24 protein-coding genes are annotated in these 26965 nt (G+C 62.0%); 11 read left to right on the top strand and 13 right to left on the bottom strand.

Features of this window, described 5'->3' with window-relative positions:
- Positions 1-11 precede the first annotated feature (11 nt).
- Genes PCOSP_RS27665 through PCOSP_RS27655 form a run of 3 tightly spaced genes read left to right on the top strand, consistent with a single transcriptional unit; the run spans position 12 to position 2955 of the window.
- Positions 12-1154, top strand: coding sequence for an ABC transporter ATP-binding protein (locus tag PCOSP_RS27665; protein WP_139640963.1), 1143 nt, complete (start codon positions 12-14; stop codon positions 1152-1154).
- Positions 1151-2071: an ABC transporter permease subunit gene (locus PCOSP_RS27660; RefSeq protein WP_139640961.1), complete on the top strand. Its 921-nt coding sequence runs from the start codon at positions 1151-1153 to the stop codon at positions 2069-2071. Before PCOSP_RS27665 ends, PCOSP_RS27660 begins: the two co-directional genes overlap by 4 nt.
- On the top strand, positions 2068-2955 hold the full coding sequence (locus PCOSP_RS27655; RefSeq protein ID WP_139640959.1) for an ABC transporter permease subunit: 888 nt from the start codon (positions 2068-2070) through the stop codon (positions 2953-2955). Before PCOSP_RS27660 ends, PCOSP_RS27655 begins: the two co-directional genes overlap by 4 nt.
- A gap of 108 nt (positions 2956-3063) precedes the next feature.
- On the opposite strand, the gene PCOSP_RS27650 is transcribed toward PCOSP_RS27655, so the two are convergent.
- Positions 3064-3702 (bottom strand): HD domain-containing protein, encoded by a 639-nt coding sequence (locus PCOSP_RS27650; protein ID WP_139641641.1) that lies wholly within the window; start codon positions 3700-3702, stop codon positions 3064-3066.
- Positions 3703-3894: 192 nt separating this feature from the next.
- Here PCOSP_RS27650 and PCOSP_RS27645 point away from each other — a divergent pair, with 192 nt between their 5' ends.
- Positions 3895-4860 (top strand): GlxA family transcriptional regulator, encoded by a 966-nt coding sequence (locus PCOSP_RS27645; protein WP_139640958.1) that lies wholly within the window; start codon positions 3895-3897, stop codon positions 4858-4860.
- Position 4861: 1 nt separating this feature from the next.
- Here the strand turns inward: PCOSP_RS27645 and PCOSP_RS27640 are convergent, their stop codons facing one another.
- The 3 genes from PCOSP_RS27640 to PCOSP_RS27630 form a co-directional block, all read right to left on the bottom strand.
- Positions 4862-5203: a carboxymuconolactone decarboxylase family protein gene (locus PCOSP_RS27640; RefSeq protein WP_139640956.1), complete on the bottom strand. Its 342-nt coding sequence runs from the start codon at positions 5201-5203 to the stop codon at positions 4862-4864.
- Positions 5204-5307: 104 nt separating this feature from the next.
- Positions 5308-7716, bottom strand: coding sequence for a penicillin acylase family protein (locus PCOSP_RS27635; protein ID WP_464709912.1), 2409 nt, complete (start codon positions 7714-7716; stop codon positions 5308-5310).
- Positions 7717-7725: 9 nt separating this feature from the next.
- Complete coding sequence (locus PCOSP_RS27630) at positions 7726-8310, bottom strand: DUF6436 domain-containing protein (protein ID WP_464709911.1); 585 nt, start codon at positions 8308-8310, stop codon at positions 7726-7728.
- A gap of 107 nt (positions 8311-8417) precedes the next feature.
- Here PCOSP_RS27630 and bipL point away from each other — a divergent pair, with 107 nt between their 5' ends.
- Positions 8418-9365, top strand: a complete 948-nt coding sequence (gene bipL / locus PCOSP_RS27625) for a phospholipase BipL (protein WP_139640950.1) — start codon at positions 8418-8420, stop codon at positions 9363-9365.
- Between the two features lie 131 nt (positions 9366-9496).
- Here the strand turns inward: bipL and PCOSP_RS27620 are convergent, their stop codons facing one another.
- Positions 9497-10240, bottom strand: coding sequence for a DUF2059 domain-containing protein (locus tag PCOSP_RS27620; protein ID WP_024780467.1), 744 nt, complete (start codon positions 10238-10240; stop codon positions 9497-9499).
- A gap of 140 nt (positions 10241-10380) precedes the next feature.
- Here PCOSP_RS27620 and PCOSP_RS27615 point away from each other — a divergent pair, with 140 nt between their 5' ends.
- Positions 10381-11013, top strand: coding sequence for a 2OG-Fe(II) oxygenase (locus PCOSP_RS27615; protein ID WP_139640948.1), 633 nt, complete (start codon positions 10381-10383; stop codon positions 11011-11013).
- Positions 11014-11015: 2 nt separating this feature from the next.
- Positions 11016-11519 carry a 2-thiouracil desulfurase family protein gene (locus PCOSP_RS27610; RefSeq protein WP_464709909.1) on the top strand — a complete coding sequence of 168 codons (504 nt, stop codon included), beginning with the start codon at positions 11016-11018 and terminating at the stop codon, positions 11517-11519.
- A gap of 173 nt (positions 11520-11692) precedes the next feature.
- Here PCOSP_RS27610 and PCOSP_RS27605 read toward each other — a convergent pair whose 3' ends face one another.
- On the bottom strand, positions 11693-13066 hold the full coding sequence (locus PCOSP_RS27605; protein WP_464709908.1) for a GTPase/DUF3482 domain-containing protein: 1374 nt from the start codon (positions 13064-13066) through the stop codon (positions 11693-11695).
- Entirely contained in the window at positions 13059-14426 is a 1368-nt protein-coding gene (locus PCOSP_RS27600) for a DUF2868 domain-containing protein (protein WP_464712005.1), read from the bottom strand. Before PCOSP_RS27600 ends, PCOSP_RS27605 begins: the two co-directional genes overlap by 8 nt.
- 96 nt (positions 14427-14522) lie before the next feature.
- On the opposite strand from PCOSP_RS27600, the gene PCOSP_RS27595 reads away from it, so the two are divergent.
- A complete protein-coding gene (locus tag PCOSP_RS27595) occupies positions 14523-15035 on the top strand; it encodes a dihydrofolate reductase (protein ID WP_464709906.1) in 513 nt (170 codons plus the stop codon).
- Positions 15036-15174: 139 nt separating this feature from the next.
- Here PCOSP_RS27595 and PCOSP_RS27590 read toward each other — a convergent pair whose 3' ends face one another.
- Positions 15175-16566, bottom strand: a complete 1392-nt coding sequence (locus PCOSP_RS27590; protein WP_175385255.1) for an L-cystine transporter — start codon at positions 16564-16566, stop codon at positions 15175-15177.
- Positions 16567-16808: 242 nt separating this feature from the next.
- On the opposite strand from PCOSP_RS27590, the gene PCOSP_RS27585 reads away from it, so the two are divergent.
- Positions 16809-17864, top strand: coding sequence for an HAD family hydrolase (locus PCOSP_RS27585; RefSeq protein WP_464709905.1), 1056 nt, complete (start codon positions 16809-16811; stop codon positions 17862-17864).
- Positions 17865-18038: 174 nt separating this feature from the next.
- On the opposite strand, the gene ilvD is transcribed toward PCOSP_RS27585, so the two are convergent.
- The 5 genes from ilvD to PCOSP_RS27560 form a co-directional block, all read right to left on the bottom strand.
- Entirely contained in the window at positions 18039-19880 is a 1842-nt protein-coding gene (gene ilvD, locus PCOSP_RS27580) for a dihydroxy-acid dehydratase (RefSeq protein WP_464709904.1), read from the bottom strand.
- A gap of 258 nt (positions 19881-20138) precedes the next feature.
- The gene (locus tag PCOSP_RS27575; protein WP_464709903.1) at positions 20139-21344 is read right to left on the bottom strand and encodes an MFS transporter; all 1206 of its coding nucleotides are present in this window, start codon (positions 21342-21344) and stop codon (positions 20139-20141) included.
- Positions 21337-22290: a diiron oxygenase gene (locus tag PCOSP_RS27570; RefSeq protein WP_464709901.1), complete on the bottom strand. Its 954-nt coding sequence runs from the start codon at positions 22288-22290 to the stop codon at positions 21337-21339. Before PCOSP_RS27570 ends, PCOSP_RS27575 begins: the two co-directional genes overlap by 8 nt.
- Positions 22287-23369, bottom strand: coding sequence for a SagB family peptide dehydrogenase (locus tag PCOSP_RS27565; protein WP_464709900.1), 1083 nt, complete (start codon positions 23367-23369; stop codon positions 22287-22289). Before PCOSP_RS27565 ends, PCOSP_RS27570 begins: the two co-directional genes overlap by 4 nt.
- A 440-nt stretch (positions 23370-23809) precedes the next feature.
- Entirely contained in the window at positions 23810-25006 is a 1197-nt protein-coding gene (locus PCOSP_RS27560; protein WP_139640925.1) for a class I SAM-dependent rRNA methyltransferase, read from the bottom strand.
- A 282-nt stretch (positions 25007-25288) separates the two neighbouring features.
- Between PCOSP_RS27560 and PCOSP_RS27555 the strand changes: the two genes are divergently transcribed.
- Positions 25289-26104 (top strand): HDOD domain-containing protein, encoded by an 816-nt coding sequence (locus PCOSP_RS27555; RefSeq protein ID WP_175362818.1) that lies wholly within the window; start codon positions 25289-25291, stop codon positions 26102-26104.
- Between the two features lie 29 nt (positions 26105-26133).
- Entirely contained in the window at positions 26134-26946 is an 813-nt protein-coding gene (gene mutM, locus PCOSP_RS27550; RefSeq protein WP_139640921.1) for a bifunctional DNA-formamidopyrimidine glycosylase/DNA-(apurinic or apyrimidinic site) lyase, read from the top strand.
- Positions 26947-26965: the final 19 nt, after the last annotated feature.

The following is a 26965-nucleotide window of genomic DNA, read 5'->3' as shown; positions in this document are numbered from 1 at the left end:
GAGTTTCGTAAATGGCTGTTGCCTCCGGCGCCTATAAGAAAGCCCTCGAGGGCGACCAGACACCCAAGCAGGTGCTGGTCAAAATCGACCGGGTCACGAAGAAGTTCGACGAGACGATTGCCGTGGACGATGTGTCCCTGGAAATCAAGAAAGGCGAAATCTTCGCCTTGCTCGGCGGTTCGGGTTCGGGCAAATCCACCTTGCTGCGCATGCTTGCCGGCTTCGAGCGGCCCACGGAGGGGCGGATTTTTCTCGACGGTGAGGACATCACCGACATGCCGCCCTATGAGCGGCCGATCAACATGATGTTCCAGTCCTATGCCTTGTTCCCGCACATGACCGTGGCGCAGAACATCGCCTTCGGCCTGCAACAGGACAAGATCCCGAAGGCCGACATCGAAGCCCGTGTGGCCGAAATGCTCAAGCTGGTACAGATGAGCCAGTACGCCAAGCGCAAGCCGCACCAGCTCTCCGGCGGCCAGCGTCAGCGCGTGGCCCTGGCCCGTTCCCTGGCCAAGCGTCCGAAGCTGTTGCTGCTCGACGAACCGATGGGTGCTCTGGACAAGAAGCTGCGCTCGCAGATGCAGCTTGAGCTTGTCGAGATCATCGAGCGAGTCGGCGTGACCTGCGTCATGGTGACCCACGACCAGGAAGAGGCCATGACCATGGCCGAGCGTATCGCGATCATGCACCTGGGCTGGATCGCCCAGATCGGCAGCCCGATCGATATCTACGAAACCCCGACCAGCCGCCTGGTCTGCGAGTTCATCGGCAACGTCAACATCTTCGAAACCGAAGTGGTGGACGACGCCGAGGGCCACGCGGTACTGACCTGCAAGGACCTGGACCGCAACATCTACGTGGGCCACGGCATCAGCACTTCGGTGCAGGACAAGTCGGTGACCTACGCCATTCGCCCGGAAAAATTGCTGGTGACCGCCGAACAACCGACCTGCGAGCACAACTGGTCCAGCGGCAAGGTCCATGACATCGCCTACCTGGGTGGACACTCGGTGTTCTACGTCGAACTGCCGAGCGGCAAGCTGGTGCAGTCGTTCGTCGCCAACGCCGAGCGCCGTGGCCAGCGTCCGACCTGGGGCGACCAGGTGTTCGTCTGGTGGGAAGATGACAGCGGCGTGGTGCTTCGCTCATGAACATGCGCAAATTCAAACGCCGACTGGATCGAATAACGCCCGGTGGCCGTCAACTGGTCATCGGGGTGCCCTTCATCTGGCTGTTCCTGTTCTTCATGCTGCCGTTCTTCATCGTCCTGAAGATCAGCTTTGCCGAAGCCGACGTGGCCATTCCGCCGTACACCGAGATCTATAGCTACGTCGACCAGAAGCTGCAAATCCTGCTCAATCTCGCCAACTACGCGATGCTCAGCGAGGACGAGCTGTACATCGCCGCGTACCTGGGCTCGCTGAAAATGGCCCTGATCAGCACCGCCTTGTGCCTGCTGATCGGCTACCCGATGGCCTACGCCATCGCCAATGCGCGCAAAGAGACGCAGACGGTACTGGTGCTGCTGATCATGATGCCGACCTGGACCGCGATCCTGATCCGCGTCTACGCGTGGATGGGCATCCTCAGCAACAACGGCCTGCTCAACGGCTTCCTGATGAGCATGGGCTGGATCAGCGAACCGCTGCAGATCCTCAACACCAACCTGGCGGTCTATATCGGCGTGGTCTATTCGTACCTGCCATTCATGATCCTGCCGCTGTACGCCAACCTGGTCAAACATGACCCCAGCCTGCTGGAGGCTGCCTCCGACCTGGGTTCGAGCACCTTCAACAGCTTCTGGAAAATCACCGTGCCGTTGTCCAAGAACGGCATCATCGCCGGCTGCATGCTGGTGTTCATCCCGGTGGTGGGCGAGTTCGTGATCCCGGAACTGCTGGGCGGCCCGGAAACCCTGATGATCGGTAAAGTGCTGTGGCAGGAATTCTTCAATAACCGTGACTGGCCGGTGGCGTCCGCCCTGGCGGTGGTGATGCTGGCGATCCTGATCGTGCCGATCATCCTGTTCAACCGTAGTCAGGCCAAAGAAATGGAGGGCAAGGAATGAAGCGCTTCAGTTTTTCAAGCCTGATGCTGGTGCTGGGATTGCTGTTCATCTATGCGCCGATGGTGATCCTGGTGATCTATTCGTTCAACGCCTCGAAACTGGTGACGGTGTGGGGCGGCTGGTCGATCAAGTGGTACGTCGGCCTGTTGGACAACACCCAATTGATGGGCTCGGTGGTGCGTTCGCTGGAAATCGCCTGCTACACGGCGGTGGCCGCGGTGGCCCTGGGTACGCTGGCGGCCTTCGTGCTGACCCGCATCACCCGCTTCAAGGGTCGCACGCTGTTTGGTGGCCTGGTCACCGCGCCGCTGGTGATGCCGGAAGTGATCACTGGTCTGTCGCTGTTGCTGCTGTTCGTGGCCATGGCGCAGATGATCGGTTGGCCTCAGGAGCGTGGCATCGTCACGATCTGGATTGCCCACACCACGTTCTGCGCGGCCTATGTGGCGGTGGTGGTCTCGTCACGCTTGCGTGAGCTGGACCTGTCCATCGAAGAAGCGGCCATGGACCTCGGTGCACGGCCGTGGAAGGTGTTCATCCTGATCACCATCCCGATGATCGCGCCATCGCTGGCGGCGGGGGGCATGATGTCGTTCGCGCTGTCGCTGGATGACCTGGTACTGGCGAGCTTCGTGTCGGGCCCCGGGTCGACGACCTTGCCGATGGAAGTGTTCTCGGCGGTGCGCCTGGGCGTGAAGCCGGAGATCAACGCCGTGGCGAGCCTGATCTTGCTGGCGGTGTCGCTGGTGACCTTCCTGGTCTGGTACTTCAGCCGCCGCGCTGAAGAAAACCGCAAGCGGGCGATCCAGCAAGCTATCGAAGAAAGCGCCGCCGACTCCTGGAAGCAGCCGGAAGTCCGCCGGGCGGTGGCTGAGCCAGTCTGACCGCACGCAGGCCTTATGGGAGCGAGCCTGCTCACGAAGGCGGTGTGACAGTCGACGAAAATGTCGATTGTCCATCCGTCATCGCGAGCAGGCTCGCTCCCACAGGGCTCATGAGTTCCAAGGGGATGTGCGGATGATTTCCACGAAGTTCGTCGGTTTGAACCCCGGCTCCTGATCCATCAGGACATCGGTCTTCACATTGCCGAAGGTCGTCTGCGGGCGATGCCGCAAGCCGTTGGCGAATGCGCAGATGATGCACTCCTTGAACCCCTCCCCACGTGGATGGGCATGCACCACGGCTTCGCGATGCGCTGCCGGGAAGGCGGCGTAGTCCATGCCCAATACATCCATCTCCACCCCGGCGGTCACCAGGGCGACGGTAGGACGCAGGTGTTTCGGTATGCCCGGCGTGGTATGCAGGGCGATGGACAGCCACACCTGTTCGATATCGTCATCACTCAGCCCATAGGGTTTGAGAAACGCTGCGGCAGCATTTGCACCATCCACTTCAAAGCGCTCATCGTCGCTGCGATGGCCTTCCACCAGGCCAATGTCATGGAACATCGCACCGACGTACAGCAACTCCGGCTCGTAGGCCAATTGCCGACGCTGGCCGCTCAAGGCGCCGAACAGAAATACCCGCCGGGAATGGTGGTACAGCAGATCGGACTCAACGTCGCGGATGTATTCGGTAGTGGCGCGGGCAAGGGTGCTGTCGGGGATCTTGACGCCGGCGATGCTGTTCATGCTGCTCTCCTCTTGACGATGCGCCAGGGCGGCGCCGAGGGTACAAGTCTGGTCGCCGGGATACACGGCAACAATCTCCCCGTGGCTGCGATCCATGCCAATGAACCTCGGTTTCGTGCCAGGTGGCGTCCTGCTGATGGATTGGCTAGCGTAGGCTGTGATCCCGTTCAACTCGAAGGCAAGCAGGCACCCATGGAAAAAACAGTTGCGGTCGTGGTATTCGCTGGCGTCCAGTCGCTGGACGTGAGCGGTCCCATGGACGTGTTCTGTGAGGCCAATCGGTTCCTGGCGCCGGAGGATCACTATCGGCTTGAGGTCATCGGGATCGAGCCGGGGGCGGTTCCCTGTTCCAACGGTCTGTCCCTCAATGCCCATCGTCAATTCAGTGAAGCTACACAGGCGTATGACCTGCTGTTGGTGGCGGGCGGGCCGCATTTGCCGTTCATGGATTTCGGCGCGACGTTCGATGCCTGGTTACGTGGGGCCTGTGGGCGGGCGCGGCGCTTTGGCTCGATCTGCAACGGCGCGTTCATGCTCGCCCGGGCCGGTTTGCTGGAGGGGCGGACCGTCACCACCCATTGGGGCGATGCCGGGGCGCTGGCGCAATTGTGTCCTTCGACCCGGGTCGAAGCGGATCGCCTGTACATGCAGGACGGCGCGCTTTATACCTCGGCCGGTGTCACCGCAGGGATCGATCTGTCGTTGTTCCTGCTGGCGCAGGATCATGGGGCGGACGTGGCGTTGAGCGTAGCCAAGCGGCTGGTGGTATTTACCCAGCGTTCAGGCGGGCAATCGCAGTTCAGTCCTTTTCTTGCGCCCCATGCCGCGCCGACGTCTGCCGTGGCCCGGGTCCAGGCCTATGTGCTGGCGAACCTGAACGGTGACTTGGGACTCGCCGACCTGGCCAATGCCGCGAACATGAGCCAGCGCAACTTTTCCCGGGTGTTCACTCGGGAGGCCAAGGTCACCCCGGCGGAATTCGTCGAGCGGGCCCGGGTAGACGCAGCGCGCGTAATACTGGAAAGCACCCGGGCCCCGCTCAAGACCGTGGCTTGGCAATGCGGCTTTCGCGATGCTCAACACATGCGCAATGTCTTTAATCGCAGGCTGGGCGTGACGCCGCAACAGTTCAGACTCAATTTCGCAGCAATGGCCTAGGTCATTTCTTCAGCGTGTCATGGGCTTCCAGCGCTCGCAGCGAGTAGATGTAGGCCGCGCCGGCATTCAAGGACACTGCGGTAGCCAGGGTCGCGGCGATTTCTTCGCGGGTGGCACCGGCCTTGATGGCGGCGTCGGTGTGCACGCCGATGCAACCGTCGCAGCGGGTCGTGATCGCCACGGCGATGGAAATCAGCTCCCGAGTCTTGGCATCGAGCACGTCGTTCTCGGCCGCGGCTTCATCCAGGGCCATGTAGGCCTTGACCATTTTCGGGTTGCTCTTGCCCAGGGCACCAAAGGCGCTCTTGATGGTGGGCAGCAGTTCGGACCAGTTATTGAACATCGCGATGACTCCATTGGGGGTGGACGGAGAGGAACCCTCTGTAGTCTTGACCAACAATGCCGATCAAGCCTGTCGGTGACGGAAAAAATTGAAGGCCGGCCGACTCAGGGCGCTGCCCTGGCCGGCAACAGCTTCAGGGTGTCATGGGTGTTGGCGGTCACTTCTTCCTCGGCCAGGTGCGCCTGGTGATACAAGCCCTCGATGTAGGCCTCGGCCTGGTCAGCGTAATACTTGTCGAACGGCACGCCGCTCTGGCCGACCGGGTTGATGGTGACGCTGTGGGTCGGGTCGGCGAAATCGATGATGCGCCGGGTGGACGGGCCGTAGGTGACCGGCCAGGGAGCCGGGCCGATCCTGGCGGAAAGATTGTTGGGCACTTCATGGGTGCCGGGTGCGGCGAACGGGCCGACATTGAAGATCCGGTCCAACGGTTTTTGCATGCCCAATGGGTGCCCGTGTGTGAGGGTATGGGCATTGCCCCATTGCCACTGCGTGGCATCGTCACCGAAGGTGGTCTTCAGGTGCGCCAGGCTCTTGTTCCAGGCTGTTTTGACGATGTCGCTACGGGTTTCCTTGCTCAGGGTTGTGCGATCGTCCCACCAGGGCGAATCCGCCGAGGCGGCCAGGCGCGGCAGTGCGGCGTCGATCACTCGGGTGGACAGGGCGGTGTCGAAAAAACCGTCCCCCAGTTCATCGTGCAGGGCGGCATCCGCCAGGTTGAACAGGAACTGGTTGAACAGCGTGGCGCTGACGGAATCCAGAGGGTAATCACCCTGCCACTGCGCCAGTTGTTCCACCCACTTGCGTTCCTGCGGATCGCTGACCACGTTCCTCAACACCGGCAGCAAAGGTGCCAGCAAGCGCGGGCCATAGGCGGTGGTGGTGCCCAGTTGCAGTTTGCGGGCGGTTTCGATGTCCCACTTTGCCTGTTTGTCGCTGAGCTGGAGATTGAGTTGCTGCCCACGGTCGGGGAGGTTGTAGTAGCCCGGAATCTCGATACCACCGGGTGAAACCGGCTGGACATTCGCCGAAACGATATAGCCGCGGGCAGGGTTCTCTTCCTGGGGATTGTTGCTGAAAGGGTAGAAGCCTTCCTTCTCAGCCTCTGGGCTGCTGCCATCGAGCAGGAAGCCGGGCTTCACTCCCGCCGGCCGTTTGGGCAGTTGGGCTGCGGCCCACCAGCCGATATCACCCTTGGCATTGGCCCAGACGATATTCAGCCCCGGTGCGTGGATCTTGGCTGACGCTCCGCGCGCCTTGGCCAGTGTGTCGGCACGGTTGAGCTGGTAGAAGGCCTCGAGGATCGGATTACGGCTTTCCAGGAAGCCCCACCACATGGCAATCGGCGTGTGACCGGCATTGGCGCCGAGCACATCGTTGACGATCGGGCCATGGGGTGACTGGCGCAGTACCAGCGTTACCGGTGCCTGGCCCTTTACCGCGATCTGCTGTTCGCTGCGGGTCATGTCCACCCATTGGTCGCGATACCAGACCTGTTCGGGGTTGTCCGGGTTGATCTTCTCGGCAATCAGGTCCAGGTCGTCGTTCTGGAACATGGTGATGCTCCAGCCGAAATCCTTGTTCATGCCCAGCGTCGCAAACGGCAACAATGCCTGGTAGTGCCCGTAGAGTTCGAAGCCCGGTGCCGAAAGGTGGGCCTCGTACCACACCGAGGGGGCGGAAAAGCGGATGTGCGGATCCCCCGCCAACAAAGGTTTGCCGCTGCGGGTATGACTGCCGGCAACGGCCCAGGCGTTGCTGCCTTCGAATTGTGGCAGGCCGCTCCCGACCAGGGCCTGTTCGCTCAAACGGGCCAGGGCGTCGAGGCCTTTCCAATCGGCGTCGGCCAGGGGCAGGGCGGTCTTGTGGTGCTCGCCCAGCACACCCTTGGGCTGCCAGTCGAGGTCGAATATGTTCAAGTAATCAGCGCCCAGTTGATCGCGCACGTAGGTCAGCAGCGGTTCGGTACGAAAGGCGGCGGCGAAGCTGTAGGCCATGTAACCGGTAATGCTTACCGTGTCTTCAGCGGTGAACGGGCGCTTGGGGATGCCCAGGACATCGAATTCCACTGGCCGGGCGTGGCTGTCCTGGTAACGGTTGATGCCGTCGAGATAAGCCTGCATCGCGATCCAGGCCGGAGATTGTGGGTCCTGTTCCGCCACGTAGCGGGCGGCGCGCTCGCGGATACGCAGGCTGCGCATCAGTTTATCGGTGTCGAGCAGTTTCGGCCCCAGCACCTCGGCGAGCTCACCACGGGCGAGGCGACGCATGATCTCCATCTGGAACAACCGGTCCTGGGCATGGACATAACCCAGCGCACGGTACAGGTCGGTTTCGTTCTCGGCGCGGATATGGGGCACGCCGCGTTCGTCGTAGCGCACGGTCCCCGAGCCTTGCAGCCCCTGCAACTGCACTGTGCCCTGGCGGGTGGGCTGCTTGCTGTAGAGATAACCGCCGGTGACGATGATGGCGGTGACGACCAATGACAGAAAGGCAATGAGGCTGCGTTTCATGGTGTTCCCTTATTTGGATGATGCATCCTTGCCCCACGGACAATAACAGCCTACCGCCAGTGTGTGGGTGGCATTGACCGCGCGTCCGACGTTCAAGGCCTCCAGAATCGGTTCGATGAAGCTGTTGCTCGAATTACAGGTCAAGCCTTCGCTGTAGGGACCGAAGTAAGCCAGTTCGCCGGTGCGATTCCAGATCGCCACGGCGGGGCTGGCGGGAATCTGCTCCGAGCCGGGCAATGCCGGAAGCGGCTTGAGGGTGCTCAGTGTGGCCGGTAGCTGGCCTTGAGTGCCGCTTTTCTGTATCGCATAAAACTCGACACCTTGTGGGGCATATTTGTCGACCAGTTCGGACAGGTGCTGCTGATTGCCGACGTTGCACGGACAGGCCGGATCCCAGAAGTGCACCAGGCGGATCGGGCCGGGCCCTGCCAGCTCGGGCGGCAGGCGCAGAGGGTCGCCGGAAAATACCGCCGTGTGTTGGCTGAAAGCGCGCAGGAAACGTCCCTGGAACCAGTCGTAGGCGATCCACAATACGGCGGCGCACCCAAGGGCAAGCAGACCGGCAAGCAGCGTTGTGCGGTGGGACGGGCGCATGGATTCATCCTCTTAAGCCGCCTAGCTTGCCATGCCTGTCGCGACAGATGAATATCGCAGGTCTACAAAGTCTGTTTCGCGCCTTGCGCATTTGCCTGGAAATATCGATGCCTGCCACTTTCGACCCCGATCGCCTGCGTGCCAGCTTGCAACCGTTGGCCCAGTGGCAACCGTTGTCTGCGCAGGCGCAGGCCTATCAGCGTTTCTACGGATTGGATTTCCCCCAGCGGACCTTGCGCAAGGGCCTTGGGCGTTTCGAAATCGAGGGGTATGAATTGGTCGGCCAGGTCTGGTGGCCGGAAAAAGCCGTGGCGACGTTATTCCTGTTCCACGGTTACTACGATCACATGGGGCTTTACCGGCACCTGATCGAGTGGGCGCTGGAGCAGCAGTTCGCGGTGATCGCCTGCGACCTTCCGGGCCATGGGTTGTCCAGCGGCGAACGCGCCAGCATCGGTGATTTCGCCGAGTACCAGGCCACGCTGCAGAAGCTGCTGGCTGAGGCCGGGACGCTGGACCTGCCACAGCCCTGGCACCTCTGCGGACAAAGCACCGGCGGCGCCATCGTGGTCGATCATGTGCTCAACCAAGGGGCGAGCAGCCCGGCCCAGGGCCAGGTCATCCTGTTGTCGCCCCTGGTGCGCCCTCGGGCCTGGGGCTGGTCACGGCTGAGTTATTACCTGCTCAAGCCCTTCGTGACCGGCATCGCCCGGCGCTTCAGCGAAAACTCCACCGATCCGCAGTTCCTGCCGTTCCTGCAAGCCGACCCGCTGCAACCGCTACGCCTGCCTACCGCCTGGGTGGGCGCACTGGGGCGCTGGATCAAGCGTATCGAAGCCGCTCCGAGCAGCCCGCGCCAGCCGCTGATCGTGCAGGGACAGGCGGACATGACGGTGGATTGGAAACACAATCTGCAAGTGCTGCGCGGCAAATTCGACCGGCCCCAAGTGTTGATGCTGCCCGAGGGCCGGCATCACCTGGCCAATGAAGTGCTGGCGATGCGGCAGGAGATGTTTGGGTTCCTGACCAAGCGGATGAGCCGGGTCCGGCGGTGACTTCAAGGGCCCTATCGCGAGCAGGCTCGCTCCCACAATGAATCTCGGCGGGTCACAAAATCCGTGTACACAGCCGATCCCCTGTGGGAGCGAGCCTGCTCGCGATGGCGGAATCTCAGGCGCTGAAGTGTCTACTGCCCGAGGTTCTGCCCCACCGCCAACCCCGCTCGGATCGCCGCCAGGGCCGCCTGGTAATAGGCTTGGCCCTCGGCCGATTCGGCAAACGTGGAAAACTCCTCCAGCTCGGTATCGGTCAGGTCACGGTAGACGTACAGCAGGGTGTTGTTCAGGTCGGCGCCGATCTGATCCATCAGCCGCTGGCGCTGGCCGTTCAGCATGCCCTGGGCCTGGCCACCGCCCAGCAGGCCGGGGATCATCGAGCTGAGGCTGTCGGCCGCCACGCCAGCGATGGCCAGGCTGACTTCGGCGCCAGCCTCGCGGGCGGGCAGGGCCTGGGCCAGGTGGCCGATGATCAGCAGGCGGTTATCGCTGGCCTGCATCTTGGGCAGGCCCTTGGCGTTCTTTGCCAATTGGTCGCGACGGGTCGCCAACAGCTCGGCGGCCACGACCTTGCGTCCCAGCGGCGACTGGAAGAACGTCAGGGCCGGGTTCGGATCACGAAGATTCCTGCGCATCTGCGCCTCGGCCCGCTGGTCCATGGCCTGGGGGGCGAAACGCTGATTGCTGTTGTTCACCAGGGCCTGGAACACCGCCGGCGGCAGGCTATTCTGGTAACGCTGCTGCGCGGCGCTCAAGGCATCGTTGAAATGCGCCCGCTGTTCCGGCCAGCCGGCGACCTTGTACAACTGGTCGTAGCTGTCTGCCCAGGCGGGCAAAACGCAGAACATCAACAGTGAGAAAAGCAAACGGCGCATAGGGACTCCTGTCAGCAGCCGACTATTCTCCGTGGGGTGTGGGGACTTGTCGAGAATTCGTATCAAGTTCGTACTGCGGTGCCACCTGGCGCCGCAAACCCGCTGCGTGGCGCTGTCGGTTTTGCAGGTACAGGCATACTATGCGCGCCATGCAAATACCTTCTGATCACCCGTTGCTGTTACGTATCGTCGACGACCTGGCCGAGCGCGGCTGGTCGCAGCAGAACATCTTCCTGCCGGATGCGCTGACCCGTGCCCTGGCGGCCGAGTGTCGCCAGCGTGCCGCCGAAGGCGAACTGGCCCCGGCTGCGGTCGGGCGCGGCTTGTCTTCGGAGATCCGCGAAGGCATACGGGGTGATCGCATCCAGTGGATCGAACCCGGCCAGGCCGAGGCCTGCGACCGTTACCTGAAGCTGATGGACAGCCTGCGCGAGGCGCTGAACCGTGGGCTCTTCCTGGGCCTTGAGGATTTCGAAAGCCACTTCGCCCTGTACCCGCCCGGCGCGTTCTACCTCAAGCACGTCGATCGCTTTCGCGATGATGACCGGCGTATGGTGTCCGCGGTGCTCTACCTCAATGACGCCTGGTTGCCGGAGCATGGCGGCCAGTTGCGCATGTACCTGGATGAAGGGAGGGAGCAGGACGTGGTGCCCACTGGCGGCTGCCTGGTGGTATTCCTGTCGGGGAACATCCCCCATGAAGTCCTGCCGGCCACGCGGGATCGCCTGTCCTTGACCGGCTGGTTCCGACGTCGTGGCAACGAGTTGTTCTGAGTATGGAAAAGATCCTGGTCAGTCGTTGCCTGCTCGGACACCGCGTGCGTTACGACGCAGGTGCGAGCGGGCCGTTCGAACAACTTCAGTCGTGGGTCGATGAGGGCCGTGTCGTGCCGCTGTGCCCGGAAGTCGCGGAGGGCTTGCCCACGCCTCGGGCGGCGGCGGAAATTCCCGGCGGGCAGGGCGCACAGGTGCTCGATGGCCAGGCGGCGGTGATGACCACCGAGGGTGAGGATGTGAGTGCGCAGTTCCTGTCGGGTGCGTACCAGGCCCTGGAGCTGGTGCGTGAACACGGTATCCGGATCGCCGTGCTCAAGGCCAACAGCCCCTCCTGCGGCAATCTGCTGACTTATGATGGGACGTTCGGCGGCGTGAAGGTCCCTGGTGAAGGCGTGACGGCGGCGTTGCTCAAGCGTCACGGGGTGCGGGTGTTCAGCGAGTTGGAATTGGCTGAGGCCGCGGCGGCGCTCGAAATCTTGCTCGATGGCAGAATCCCTACCTGACACAACCGCTTTTTGTGGCGAGGGGATTTAGCGAACCGTCGCACCGCCCCGCTGGGGTGCGCAGCCCCCCTAAAAACTGGCACCGCGGTGCGTCAGGTAGACCGCCTCAATCCTTTTGGGGGCGCTTCGCACCCCAGCGGGGATAAATCCCCTCGCCACAGGGACCGGATCGCCTATAACTGCGCGGCAAGCTGCTCGATCTGCTCCTGCCGCTCGGCCTCGCTCAACCTTGGATGGGCATTGAGCGATGACCACTGCGGATACGCCCGGGCCTTGTTCAAGGCTTCGGGCAGTTTGCCTTCGCGCCAGCTCTTGTCCTGGGACGTGTCGATCCTGATGCTGTCCAGCGCCGCATGGCCGCGTTGGTTCAGCGCTTGCAGCAGTTGCCGTTGGCGCAGGGCCAGCAGGCGCAGCACGCTGTCGTCCACAGTCAGTTCCCGCTGCCCCTTCAGCTTGCCCATCAACCGGTTGCCATAGCCGCGGGCGGTTTGCAGGGCGCCGCCGACAATGGCGCCGGCCAGGGCGGCGGCGCCGAGGGTCAGGCCGCCCACCAGCAAATCCACACCGGCACCGGCGGCAGCACCGGCGGCGATTCCGCCGCCGACCCGTACGCCCAGTTGCTTGAGGGTGGCCGGGTTGAACAAGTCATCGCCCCAGCGTCCATCGAGCAGCGGTAGGTCACTGGCCGCGGCGTCCTGGGGACGGAAGGCGTAGAGCTTGAGCAGCGCCTCGACGCAGCGCTGTTCCCGTTGGCGCACCGCATGACGCAGCTCGCTGATGGCCTGGCGCTCCAGTTCGGTGTCGCTGGTCACGCTGCGTCGGCAGGCGGCGCAATCGATCAGCAACTCGGCGATCAAGCGCGCCGCGCTCTGCTGGCGAGCCAGACGTTGGGATTGCTGGTCGGCGATCAACCGTTCCAGCTGGCCGCGAGCGTTTTCCAACAACAGCGCAAGGCTTTCATACAGGCGCCGCTCGCCATCTTCGGGCGGGGCCACGCTGTCGAAACGCACGAGGGCGTGCAGCCCCAGCCGGGCCAGGGCCTCGCGCCAATCGGGTTCGCGGTGGTGGGTACTGCTGACGAAGTTCAGCACCGGCAGCAGCGGTTTTCCGCAGCTGGCGAGGACTTCCAGTTCATCGCGGTATTTCGCCAGCACCGGCTCCCGGGCATCGATCACATAGAGCCCGGCATCGCTGGCCAGCAGTTGCCGCAGCACCTTGGCTTCCTGCTCGAAACGTTGTCGCGCCTCGCTGCCCTCCAGGAAACGGGCCAGACGCGCCGGGCCGTCGAGGCGTTCACCGGGACGTTCCAGGCGCTCAAGGTAATCGAGCAAGGCAATCGCGTCCTCCAGGCCCGGCGTGTCGTACAGCTCCAGCAGTGCTTCGCCGTCCACGGACAGGCGCGCCCCCTCGACGTGCCGGGTGGTGCTCGGGCGATGGGACACTTCGCCAAAGCCGACATCCCGGGTCAGGGTGCGCAGCAGTGAGGTCTTGCCGACGTTGGTGTGGCCGACCACGGCCAACTTCAGCGGTTTCATGGGCTCAGTCATGGCCGGTCTCCAGCCAGTTCAGGGGCGCACAGTCGGCGAAGGGCAACTGCAACTGTTGCAATGCGTTGTGCCAGTCGCCCAGGCGCTCGGCGTCCAGGGCCTCGCCGGGGGGCGCCTGCAACAGCCAGACACGGGTCGCACTGGCGCTGCGGGCCAGTTCGGCGATCAACGCCAGGCTGCCGCGGTCGGGAGAGCGCCGTGGGTCGCAGGCAATCGCCAGGCGCGCCGGAGGAAAACGCGACAGCTGTTCGAGGAGTTTGTGACGTGACTCGCGGCTGTCGAGGACGCCGGCGTTTTTCACTGAATCCGGCAGCTTCGGCGGCCAGGGCCGCTCGTCCAGTTCAATCGCCACCAGCAGCGCCCCTGCGCTGTCCATCGTGCCGACAGAGCGCTCAATCTGATGCAATTGTCCGGGCGCGGCGTCGTTGATCCCCAGCCGTTCACTGCTGGGCATCAAGTGTTCGCGCAATTGTGCGTAGCCCGGCAGGTTCAAATCCAGGCGCAGGGAGACGCGGCCGCGGCGCCAACGCCACAGGCACAGCAGTGCCAGGCCCAGGCGCGGCAGCACGCCATACACCAGCACCACGCCCACCAGCCACGCAGCCCAGGCCTGACGGGCGCTTTCGATGTTCAGGGCGCCATCACCGCTGGCGCGGATCATCTCGACGGTCGGGACACTGAAACCCAACAGCGCCGGCAAGGCTCCAAGGGTGCGGGTCAGGGTGACGAAGGTTTCGCCACCGAGAATGGTGGTTTCCCAGACAAAACCATAGCGTCGGGTCGCCATCAGCAGCAGTACGATGACCAGCGCACTGAGCATCGCCAGCAGCCACAGGCCGTTGACCAGCATGCCGAGGGCCCAGCGATTGAGCTTGTGTCGTTGCAGCAAGAGCAGCAAGGCCGGCGCCAGTTGGGCAGCCTTGGCATCGCGGGCGAGTTTTTCGCTGAGCCACAGCCACAGGCGTCCCAGGGCCGCGCCTTGGTCTCCGGCGAACATCAGGCCCAGCGCCCAGCCGACGAGCAGGATCAGGTTCAGCCCCAACAGGCTGCCGAGGGCCCAGAATACGTTGACGGGGGTTCGACCGTCGCCAAGCGCGGCAAACCCCAGGCCGGCGCCGCTGATGATGGCGAAGACTGCCAAGACGATCAGCGCCAGGCGTGCCCCTTGTAGCCAGTGGCGCAGGGCTTTGGTGAGACCGTCGCGCTCGGCCAACCGGTGGGCACGATGGTGAATGCGGGTCGAGAGATCGCCGCCTGCCGCGCGGGCCTGGCGATTGGCTTCCTGGTCTTGGAGCGGACCTGCGTGTTCTTCACGCAGGCGTACCGTCTCGGTCAGCCAGAGGGTCTGCAGTTCAGTCAGGGGAGCAGTCACAGGCGCTTCCGTCGCAAATGAGGGTTGAGGATAACCGCTGGAGCGCCTGTCGGGGTACGTTGAGCCTCTGCTATCCTCGGCACTATGAAAAAAACTCTCCCCTTAAGCCTGATCGCAGCCCTCGGTGAAAACCGTGTGATCGGCATCGACAACAGCATGCCCTGGCACTTGCCGGGGGATTTCAAATATTTCAAGGCCACCACCCTGGGCAAGCCGATCATCATGGGTCGCAAAACCTGGGACTCCCTCGGCCGACCGCTGCCGGGGCGCTTGAACATCGTGGTCAGTCGTCAGCCGGGCCTGACGCTCGAAGGCGCGGAAGTCTTCCCCTCGCTGGAGGCAGCGGTGGAGCGGGCCGAGGCGTGGGCGCTGGCGCAAGGCGTCGATGAGCTGATGTTGATCGGCGGTGCCCAGTTGTATGCCCAGGCCCTGGAGCAGGCGGATCGGCTGTACCTGACCCGCGTGGCGTTAAGCCCGGAAGGGGATGCGTGGTTTCCGGAGTTTGATTCGAGCCGGTGGGAACTGGTTTCGAACCAGCCGAACCCGGCAGAGGGGGATAAGCCGGCGTACAGTTTTGAGGTGTGGGAGAAGCTTTAAAGTTCAGGCTCCAAGCAAAGTGCCGAGCTGGTTGTGGGAGCAAGGCTTGCCCGCGATTCAGGCGATGCGGTTTATTGGTCAAACCGCATAACCGTCATCGCCAGCAAGCTTTGCTCCCACAGGTATCAGGCATCAGGCATCAAGCGTGTACCAACTCCCCATGCTCATCGGCATCCAGCAGCGCCTTGTCGGTCTGCTGCATCACCTGGCTGGTAATCGCCCCTGCGGTGATCGAGCCGCTGACGTTCAATGCCGTGCGGCCCATGTCGATCAGAGGCTCGACGGAAATCAGCAACGCCACCAGCGAAACCGGTAAGCCCATGGCCGGCAACACGATCAACGCGGCGAACGTCGCACCACCACCGACGCCGGCCACACCGGCCGAGCTCAAGGTCACGACGGCAACCAGGGTTGCGATCCACACCGGATCCAACGGGTTGATGCCCACCGTTGGCGCAACCATCACAGCGAGCATGGCGGGGTAGAGGCCGGCGCAACCGTTCTGGCCGATGGTGGCACCGAATGATGCGCTGAAGCTGGCAATGGCTCGGGGAATGCCAAGGCGACGGGTCTGGGCTTCGATGCTCAGGGGGATGGTCGCGGCGCTGGAGCGGCTGGTGAAGGCAAAGGTCAGCACCGGCCAGATCTTGCGGAAGAAGCGCAGGGGGTTGATCCCGGCAGCGGACACCAGCAGGCCGTGGACCACGAACATCAGGCCCAGGCCCAGGTAGGACACCACCACGAAACTGCCCAACTTGATGATGTCCTGCAGGTTGGAGCCGGCCACCACCTTGGTCATCAACGCCAGCACACCATACGGAGTCAGCTTCATCACCAGACGCACCAGGCGTGTGACCCAACTTTGCAGGGTGTCGATGGCATTGATCACTTTCTGACCTTTCTCGACATCATCCTTGAGCAGTTGCAGTGCCGCGATACCCAGGAATGCCGCGAAGATCACCACGCTGATGATCGAGGTTGGCTTGGCCCGGGCCAGGTCGGCGAAGGGATTCTGCGGAATGAACGAGAGCAACAATTGCGGGACGTTCAAGTCGGCGACCTTGCCGGCGTAATCGCTCTGGATCACTTGCAGTCGTGCCAATTCCTGGGTGCCAGCCACAAGGCCTTCGGCAGTGAGACCGAACAGGTTGGTCAGACCGATACCGATCAGGGCCGCGATGGCGGTGGTGAACAGCAGGGTGCCGATGGTCAGGAAGCTGATCTTGCCCAGGGACGAGGCGTTATGCAGCCGGGCCACGGCGCTGAGAATCGAGGCGAAGACCAGCGGGATCACGATCATTTGCAGCAACTGTACGTAACCGTTGCCCACCAGGTCGAACCAGCCGATGGAGGCTTTGAGCACCGGGCTGCCGGCGCCATGGACCGTGTGCAGGGCTATCCCGAACCCCACCCCGAGCACCAGCGCCAGCAGCACCTTTTTCGCCAGGCTCCAGTTGCGGTGACGGGTTTGCGCCAAGCCGAACAGCAAGGCGAGGAACACCAGCAGATTGAGGAACAGCGGCAGATTCATCAAAAAGAGCTCCGTTAAGACTTGCCAGTCGCCTGAAGCTGCGACTGCGAGCAGGGAAGCCTAACAGCCTGAAAACTAATGAATTAATATTAAAAAAGCATGTTGAATGTCGTTTATGGAATAAGGACGTGGCGTTTGCAGACACGTCGCTGACGTTATCGAGACGCAAGCGGTCGTGGACAGGCGAGGACTGTCACAAGCATTTGTTAGCGTCGGGTTCTTTGAACCTGGGAGAAATGCCGATGAAGCTCGTACCTCGTTTTCTCGCTGTTGCCTTGAGCCTTGGTCTCGCCGGCCAGGCACTTGCCACCGAACTCAAGCACTGGCCTGCAGAACAGGCCAAGGCGCTGGAGGCGATGATCGCGGCCAACGCCAACAAGGGTAACTTTGCGGTGTTCGACATGGACAACACCAGTTACCGCTATGACCTGGAAGAGTCGTTGCTGCCGTTCATGGAGAACAAGGGCCTCATCACCCGGGAAAGCCTGGATCCTTCCCTGAAGCTGATTCCGTTCAAGGACACCGCTGATCACAAGGAAAGCCTGTTCAGTTACTACTACCGCCTCTGCGAAGTGGACGACATGGTCTGCTACCCATGGGTAGCCCAGGTGTTCTCCGGCTTCACTCTCAAGGAACTCAAGGGCTACGTCGACGAGCTGATGGCGTCCGGCAAGCCTGTACCGACCACGTATTACGATGGCGACAAGGTGGTCAAATACAACGTCAACCCACCGAAAGTCTTCACTGGCCAGGCCGAGCTGTACAACAAACTGATGGAAAACGGCATCGAGGTCTATGTCATGACCGCGGCGTCGGAAGAGCTGGTGCGCATGGTCGCCGCCGATCCGAAATACGGCTACAACCTCAAGCCACAGAACGTCATCGGCGTGACCACGCTGCTCAAGGATCGCAAGACCGGCGAGCTGACCACCGCTCGCAAGCAGATCACCGCCGGCAAGTATGACGAGAAGGCCAACCTGGACCTGGAATACACACCTTACCTGTGGACCCCGGCGACCTGGATGGCCGGCAAGCATGCGGCGATCCTGACGTACATCGATGAGTGGAAGAAACCGGTCCTGGTGGGTGGCGATACGCCGAGCAGCGACGGCTACATGCTGTTCCACGATGTGGATGTGGCCAAGGGCGGCATCCACCTGTGGGTCAACCGCAAGGACAAGTACATGACCCAGATCAACGGCATGATGGCCAAGCACGCTGCCGCCCAGGCCAAGGAAGGGCTGACGGTTACGGCGGACAAGAACTGGGTGATCGTGAAGCCTGAGGACATTCAGTAAGCCCACTAACCCTTGTGGGAGCGAGCCTGCTCGCGATAACGGCGTGTCAGGCACATCGATGCAGCTGATCCACCGCCATCGCGAGCAGGCTCGCTCCCACAGTTGATCACCATTTGCCACAGGCAATAAAAAAGCCCCGCACTTGCGGGGCTTTTTTATTGCGGCGCTAAACGCTTACAGCCCGTCCAGCATCGCCTTGTTGCGCACCGCGCCCTTGTCGGCGCTGGTGGCGAGCAGGGCATAGGCCTTGAGTGCGGTGGTCACTTTACGTGGACGCACTTCCACCGGCTTCCAACCTTTCTTGTCCTGTTCGACGCGACGCGCGGCCAGTTCTTCGTCGCTGATCAACAGGTTGATCGAGCGGTTCGGAATATCGATCAGCACTTTGTCGCCGTCACGCACCAGGCCGATGGCGCCGCCAGCGGCCGCTTCAGGCGAAGCGTGGCCGATGGACAGGCCCGAGGTGCCGCCGGAGAAACGACCGTCAGTCAGCAGGGCGCAGGCTTTGCCCAGGCCCTTGGACTTGAGGTAGGAGGTGGGGTAGAGCATTTCCTGCATGCCCGGACCACCTTTCGGACCTTCGTAACGGATGATCACGATATCGCCGGCCTTCACTTCATCGGCAAGGATCCCGCGCACGGCGCTGTCCTGGCTTTCGAAGATCTTGGCGTTGCCTTCGAACACGTGGATCGACTCGTCGACACCCGCGGTTTTCACCACGCAGCCGTCCAGGGCGATGTTGCCGTAGAGCACGGCCAGGCCGCCCTCCTTGGAATAGGCGTGTTCGACGCTGCGGATGCAGCCATTTTCACGGTCGTCGTCCAGGGTTTCCCAGCGAGTCGACTGGCTGAACGCGGTTTGCGTCGGAATGCCCGCCGGGCCGGCTTTGAAGAAGTGATGCACGGCTTCGTCGGTGGTCTGGGTGATGTCCCACTTGGCGATGGCATCGGCCATGGTCCTGCTGTGCACGGTCGGCAGGTCGGTGTGCAGCAGGCCGCCACGGGCCAGGGAACCGAGGATGCTGATGATCCCGCCGGCACGGTGCACATCTTCCATGTGGTACTTCTGGATATTCGGCGCAACCTTGCACAGTTGTGGCACGTTCCGGGACAGGCGGTCGATGTCGCGCAGGTCGAAATCGATCTCGGCCTCCTGGGCGGCGGCCAGCAGGTGCAGGATGGTATTGGTGGAACCGCCCATGGCGATGTCCAGGGTCATGGCATTTTCGAACGCCTTGAAGTTGGCGATGTTGCGCGGCAACACCGACTCGTCGCTCTCGCCGTAGTAGCGCTTGCACAGCTCGACGATGGTCCGCCCGGCCTGCAGGAACAGTTGTTCGCGATCGCTGTGGGTGGCCAGGGTCGAACCGTTGCCCGGCAGGGCCAGGCCCAGGGCTTCGGTCAGGCAGTTCATCGAGTTGGCGGTAAACATGCCGGAGCACGAGCCGCAGGTCGGGCAAGCACTGCGCTCGTATTCGGCGACCTTCTCGTCAGAGGCGCTGGAGTCGGCAGCGATGACCATGGCATCCACCAGGTCCAGGCCGTGGCTGGCGAGCTTTGTCTTGCCGGCTTCCATCGGGCCGCCGGATACGAAGATCACCGGGATGTTGAGGCGCAGGGCCGCCATGAGCATGCCGGGGGTGATCTTGTCGCAGTTGGAGATGCACACGATAGCGTCGGCGCAGTGGGCGTTGACCATGTATTCGACGGAGTCGGCGATGATCTCCCGGCTCGGCAGCGAATAAAGCATGCCGTCGTGGCCCATGGCGATGCCGTCATCCACGGCAATGGTGTTGAATTCCTTGGCAACACCGCCTGCGCGTTCGATCTCGCGGGCAACCAGTTGGCCCAGGTCCTTGAGGTGGACGTGACCGGGTACGAACTGGGTGAAGGAGTTGGCAACGGCGATGATCGGCTTCTTGAAGTCGTCATCCTTCATCCCCGTGGCGCGCCACAATGCGCGGGCGCCGGCCATGTTGCGGCCGTGGGTGGATGTTTTCGAGCGGTAATCAGGCATGGAACACTCCGGGCGGCTAATCAGATATCAAGGGGAAAGTGAGCTTCTATTGACGTCTGGAGCACTCGGGGTTGGCCGTGTGTCCGGAAGTGGCCGATGACTGTGCAGGATCGCTGCGCGCCTCAGCATGAGCTCATAAACCCGCCGGGGGATGAATGGCGATGAATGTCGCGATTCTACACCGCTGGCGCCAGGATGAAATGACGCAAAGCGCTGATCGGACGCCAATGTCGCGCTCGGAATGACGACTGGCGGCGCTCAACCGGTCAACAATCCCCGGTGACGATGCCGGATCAGGCCATTGAGAGCCAATCCCAGGAGGCTGAGCAGCACCAGGCATAACGCCAGGGTGGTTTGCAGGGCAAGCGGAGTGAGGCTGATCGCGGCACTGGTCAGCCCGCCGACGATGAAGATGAGCACGCTGCCGGCCGAAGCGGACGTACCGGCTTGCTCAGGAAACAGGTTCATGGCCCGGGTGTGGGCCGCCGCACGGGCAATGGTGGTTCCGGCGGTACAGACGATCATGGGCAGCAATACGGTGGTGACCGACAACCCGAGTTGGCTGGAAAGCCCGAACATCAAGACGCCCGCTAGCAGGATCAGGCTCAGGCCGGTGATGATCTGCGTCTGTGGGTCGATCCGGTTGCTCAGCACCGTCGCCAGCGCGCCGCCGCCGATGTAGGCCAGTCCGTAGCCCAGCAGCGCCAGGGAAAATGTCTCGGGCGAGAGCTGTAGCTGGTCGATGAACACCAGCGGCGAAATGACGATGAATGAAAAGTGACAGGAAAAAGCCAACGCCGAGGTCAGCCAGTAAGCCATGAAGCGGAAATCGCCGCATACCGTTCGATAGGCACCGATGAAATCCAGGGGCCTGGCATGGCTACTCACCGCGGTACGGCTCAGTAAACGCCAGGCGCCCACGAATACACCTGCTGCCAGGGCAACAAACACCACGAAGCTGCCGCGCCACCCCATCCAGTGCTGCAACCCGGTACCGGCCAGGGGAGAAACGGAGATGAAAATACCGCCGCAAGTGACCAGGAAGATCCGCAGCCGTTGCTGCTCCAGGCCGCTGAACAGGTCCTGGATCAGTGCCTGGGACAGTACGAAACAACCGCATCCCAGCGCCTGCACGACACGGAAGAACAGGAAGGCCCCGTAGTCGTCGGTGAGTACGCAGCCCGTGGCGCCGATGGCTGAAACGGTGATCCCGATCAACAGCAGGCTCTTTCGCCCCATGGTGTCGGAGAGCGGGCCGACCAGCAGTTGCGAAAGGGCGATACCTATCGCGAACAGGCTGACCGACAGGGCGATGTCGGACGAGGGACGCCCGAAATGTTCGGACAAAGCCGGGAACGAGGGCAACACAACGTCGATCGGGAACACGCCGAGCAAGGTCATCGTCAGCAATAAGCCGACGGCGGCGGGTTTACGGGGGGCTGGAAGTTCTTTGCGCTCAATCATCGATAAACCCTGCCTGGGCGAAAAGCCGCCGGTGGTGTTCGTTGTCGAAGAACCCTGCCTTGCGCATGGCCGCGAAGGTCGACACCGCTCCCGAGCGTACTCGTCGGCCATGGGCGTCCGGCAGCAGGACATCGGCAACGATCTGGAGGGCCGACCGCTCGTTGAAACCGACACTGGCGAGGCTGCGCTTCAGCCAGGGCAGGTCCGGTTCGAAATAGAGGCCGATGATCTGCAGCAGCATGCTCGCGGCCAGGTCGCGTTGCGTGGGATCCAGGGCGGACCACAGGTACTGGAACACTTCGCTGAAGTAGCGGCTGTGGCGTGCCTCGTCCTCGAGATGGCTCCTGAGCATCCGGTATACGGTGCAGACCAGGGTGTCGCGGGTAATGGCTAGTAATTCCTTGGCGATGATCGTCTCGGAGACGAACCCCAGCAGAAACCACGCCAGAGGCCGATCCCCGGGGGTGACGGCATCGATCAGGCCCAGCAGGCGCTGGATACGCCTGGGGGATGGTCGGTCGCTGATGCCGTAGAGGGCTGCGACCTGTTCGGCCACGTCATTGGAAAAAAGTGCGTGGTAGCCCTCATCGGTATAGAGCTGCAGGGCGGCGGTTTTCATCGGCTGGGGAATCGGCAAGGCCAACTCGCCATGGACGATGGTTTCCACGGCGCGATTGACGACCCGGTGTTCAAGCAGTGTGGTGTAGTCGAGAAAATGCACCAGGTGGTTGGCCGCAAGACGCTGGGCAATGGAGCGGCCCGCCTCCTGGATCAACGGATGTTCGGTATAAGGAATGAAGGCTGACGGAAACCAGTCTCGACTACGGAGCTGCTGTTCCAGGTTCTCCGGCAGACGATAGTCGCCTTTACCCGTGCGCACGGCGGCCTTGTGATTCCAATCGCCCAATGTGTAATGAGGCGCCCGGCTGGAGACTGAGCCGGTCATGACACGATCTCCTGCCGGTCGATCAACGCCATCAATTCCTTGCAGTGCACCTGCCCGTCGCCATGGCCGCAGCCGACAAAAAACAACGGTTGCTCGCAAGTGCCTTCAAGGTCGAGCAGGTGTTCGACTTCACGGTCGGCCAAGGCGCCGGTCAGCCAGGTATCGAGGCCCAACGCAGTCGCAACCATCAGGAAGGTCTGGGACACATGACCGGTTTCGACGAAAGCCATCCGGTAGGCGCGAGAGTGCGGGTATTTCCACCAGAGCTTGTCGAAGCGTGACGTGAGGAACAGCCCGAACGGCAGGGGATTGATGAAGTGCTGACCGCACAACAGATTCCCCAGGGGCTCATCGGGCAGGGGGCGGATCGGGCTCAAGGCATGTGCGTCCGGATGATAGGCGTAGATGCCGGGTGCCAGGCCCGTCACGTTGCGCACATACAGGTAACCTTCGCAGGCATTCAGGCCGCCCCCCGAAGGGCTGCTGCGTCTTGCCCCCAGCGCATCGGGACAGGTGGCCTCCTGGCCGCCCCGGCGTTCGCTCAGGTAGCCCAGGCTCAGGTACAAGAGCGTGCCGACCTGTTCGATCGAGATGGCTCGTTCGTCGAATGAGCGGGAAGTGCTTCGACCGACCAGGGTCTGGGACAGTGAAACGTCCGGCATGTCGATCAACGCACAGGGAGCCAGGACGATCCGTTCGGCGGAATACGTTCTTGTCCGGGCGGGAGGTGCCGGTGACGACAGCACTTCATTGCAATGTTGCAGGTACTCGGTCGCCCATTCATTCACATTCCTGGGAACCTGTGCACAAGGAATATTCTTTGTACCGATGTGGAATATCCTGGACAACTCATCCCAGCGCCACTCATTGGGTCTTCTTGGTGTTTCGATAAGTATGTCCGCCTTCAGGAAGTCGGCGTCGATAGAGTTGTTGATGTCGAATTGCAGCGGGTTGGCGATAAGTTGCGCCAGTCGTGTCGAATAATGCTGGTCGAGTTCGAACTGGGTATGGCGCTCGTAGTTCCATACAATTTGGTGCGGCGGGCGCGCAAGAATGAAAAGGCACGGATTTATATGCATGCAAATGGTTTCCGCTGGGGCAAAACGTCCAGATGAGGCTGAGGTGCCGGCACTCCTCAGCCCATCGTTTACTTCAAGCGTTTACTGGCTTAGCGGCACTTTGGAACAATCAGGCCTGCCAGGTTTGCGATTTTGTCAGCTTCCAGATTGATTGCTTTCATGATGCAGCTCCTTTGCGTTGAATAAGTGTTGTGTTTTTAATAGTTGTCACTTGCGCAGTGACAGTTCAATCATAGTTTTTAATGAGTGCTTGGCAAGAGGAGATTGAGTAGGAAGGCTCCAGTAATAATGTGAGAGTCTTCTTACAAATAATGCAGGCGGTGCTATTAACTTCAATGAGCGGTAACTTTTCGTACACAAAAAACAATCGCAGCCGAAGCTGCGATTGGGGTGTTGGCTGGCTACCGATGCGCAGGACGCAGAGGGGCGGGGGCCATCCTTTAGCTGTTAGGCAACAGCCGGCAGGTGATGCTCTTGATGTAGCGGGTTTCGGGGATGGCCGGGTGAACCGGATGGTCCGGGCCCTGGCCGCCGCGTTCAAGCAATTGAATATTGCGGTCCAGGTGACGGGCACTGGTCAGCAGGATGTTTTGCAGGTCGTCTTCAGGCAAGTGCATCGAGCACGAAGCGCTGACCAGGATGCCGTCCTTGGTGAGCAGGCGCATGGCTTGTTCATTGAGACGACGATAAGCGCCTTCACCATTCTTGAGGTCTTTCTTGCGCTTGATGAAGGCCGGTGGGTCGGCCACGATCACGTCGAAACGCTCTTCGCTGGCCTTGAGTTCCTTCAGGGCTTCGAACACGTCGCCTTCGATGCAGGTCAGTTTTTCGGCAAAGCCGTTCAGCGCTGCGTTGCGTTCGACACCATCGAGGGCGAAGGCCGAGGCGTCGACGCAGAAGACTTCGCTGGCGCCGAATGCCGCGGCTTGTACGCCCCAGCCGCCGATGTAGCTGAACAGGTCCAGTACGCGCTTGCCCTTGGCGTAGGGGGCCAGGCGTGCGCGGTTCATGCGGTGATCGTAGAACCAGCCGGTCTTCTGGCCTTCCATGACTGGCGCTTCGAATTTCACGCCGTTCTCTTCCAGGGCAACCCATTCCGGCACCAGGCCGAACACGGTGTCGACGTAGCGTTCCAGGCCTTCGGCGTCGCGGGCCGCAGAATCGTTCTTGAACAGAATGCCGCTGGGCTTGAGCACCTGGGTCAGGGCTGCGATCACGTCATCCTTGTGGGCTTCCATGGTGGCGGAAGCGATCTGCACCACCAGGATGTCGCCGAAGCGGTCGACCACCAGGCCCGGCAACAGGTCGGAGTCGCCATAGACCAGGCGATAGAACGGCTTGTCGAACAGCCGCTCACGCAGGGACAACGCGACGTTGAGACGATGGACCAACAGGGATTTGTCCAGCGGCAGCTTCGCGTCACGGGACAGCAGGCGGGCGCAGATCAGGTTGTTGGGGCTCATCGCGACGATGCCCAGCGGCTTGCCACCAGCGGCTTCGAGGATCGCCTGGTCGCCGGCCTTGAAACCATGCAGCGGCGTGGCGCCCACATCGATTTCGTTACTGTAGACCCACAGGTGGCCGGCGCGCAGGCGACGGTCGGCGTTGGCTTTGAGGCGCAGGCTGGGCAGGGACATGACGTCGCTCCGAAAAAAAGAGCGGGAGTATACCGTGTTGAGGTGGTCGGCGGGCCTGGAGGTCGATATGTGGCACCGGATCGTCGGCACAAAAAAACAGTTCAAGCTCAATGGAGTCGCTGCCGATTCAGGCCTGAGTCTCCATGAAAGTTTCGCCGATCTACCCAGGCGGTGTGTCGGACCCGTTTTTCAGGGTTAGAATCCCTGTCTGCCCCAGAGTGTGTGCCCATGTCCAAAGAGCTCTCCACCGAACAGATCCAACAGTCCCTGCAAGGCATCAGTGTGCCGCCCCAGCCGCAGATCATGGTGGATCTGCAGATGGAGCAGTACATGCCCGATCCGGACCTGGAGACCATCGCCAAGTTGATCTCCCAGGACCCGGGGCTTTCGGGGGCCTTGCTGAAAATCGTCAACTCGCCGTATTACGGCCTGCGCAACAAGATCACCTCGATCCAGCGCGCGGTGAACCTGCTGGGCAGCCGTTCGATCATCAATCTGATCAACGCGCAGTCGATCAAGGGTGAGTTGCACGACGATGCCATCGTCACCTTGAACCGCTTCTGGGATACGGCCCAGGACGTGGCCATGACTTGTCTGACCCTGGCCAAGCGGGTCGGCCTGGAGAATGGCGACGAAGCCTATGCCTTGGGGCTGTTCCATGATTGCGGCGTGCCGCTGATGCTCAAGCAGTTCCCCAACTACATGGGCGTGCTCGAGGAGGCCTATGCCAACGCGAGCGCCGAATGCCGGGTGGTGGACACGGAAAACCGCGTGTTCAATACCAACCACGCCGTCGTCGGTTACTACACCTCCAAATCCTGGCGCCTGCCGGATCACGTCAGCCAGGCCATCGCCAATCACCACAACGCCCTGGCGGTTTTCAGCGACGAGTCTTCACGCAACAACAGTCCGCTGAAGAACCTGTTGGCGATCCTGAAAATGTCCGAGAACATCTGTGCGTCTCACCGGGTGCTGGGCAATCAGGCCGAAGACCATGAGTGGGATTGCGTCGGTGCCCTGGTGCTCGATTACATCGGTTTGTCGGAATACGACTTCCAGACCCAGAAACAGGAAATCCGCGACCTGGCCTCTCGTTGAGTGCCCGGTTCGCCTGACTCGAGAGCCTCATGCCAGAACTGCCGGAAGTCGAAACCACCCGCCGCGGAATCGCGCCACACCTTGAGGGGCAGCGGGTCAGCCGTGTAATCGTGCGCGACCGTCGTCTGCGCTGGCCGATTCCGGAAGACCTCGATGTGCGGCTTTCGGGCCAGCGCATCGTGCAGGTGGAACGGCGAGCCAAGTACCTGCTGATCAATGCCGAGGTCGGCACCTTGATCAGCCACTTGGGCATGTCCGGCAACCTGCGGCTGGTGGAGGTGGGCATGCCTGCCGCCAGGCACGAGCATGTGGACATCGAGCTGGAGTCTGGCCTGGCCTTGCGCTACACCGACCCGCGACGCTTTGGCGCGATGCTCTGGAGCCTCGACCCGCTCAACCATGAATTGCTGGTTCGCCTCGGACCGGAGCCATTGACCGATCTGTTTGACGGTGAGCGCCTGTTCCAGCTCTCCCGTGGGCGCTCCATGGCGGTCAAGCCGTTCATCATGGACAACGCGGTGGTGGTGGGCGTGGGCAATATCTATGCGACCGAAGCGCTGTTTGCCGCCGGCATCGACCCGCGTCGGCCGGCCGGTGGCATTTCCCGGGCCCGGTACCTGAAACTGGCCGTCGAGATCAAACGCATCCTTACCCATGCCATCGAGCGCGGCGGTACCACGCTGCGGGATTTCATTGGTGGCGATGGCCAGCCCGGGTATTTCCAGCAGGAACTGTTCGTGTACGGCCGGGGTGGTGAGTTGTGTAAGGTCTGCGGCACGGGCTTGCGGGAAATTCGCCTGGGACAGCGTGCGAGTGTCTGGTGTCCGCGTTGCCAAAGCTGATTCGTCCTACGGTCTATAG

It is taken from the genome of Pseudomonas sp. MAFF 730105, assembly GCF_055380705.1.
Note: the sequence above shows the minus strand (reverse complement) of the source record. Positions and strands in the feature narration are given on the sequence as shown.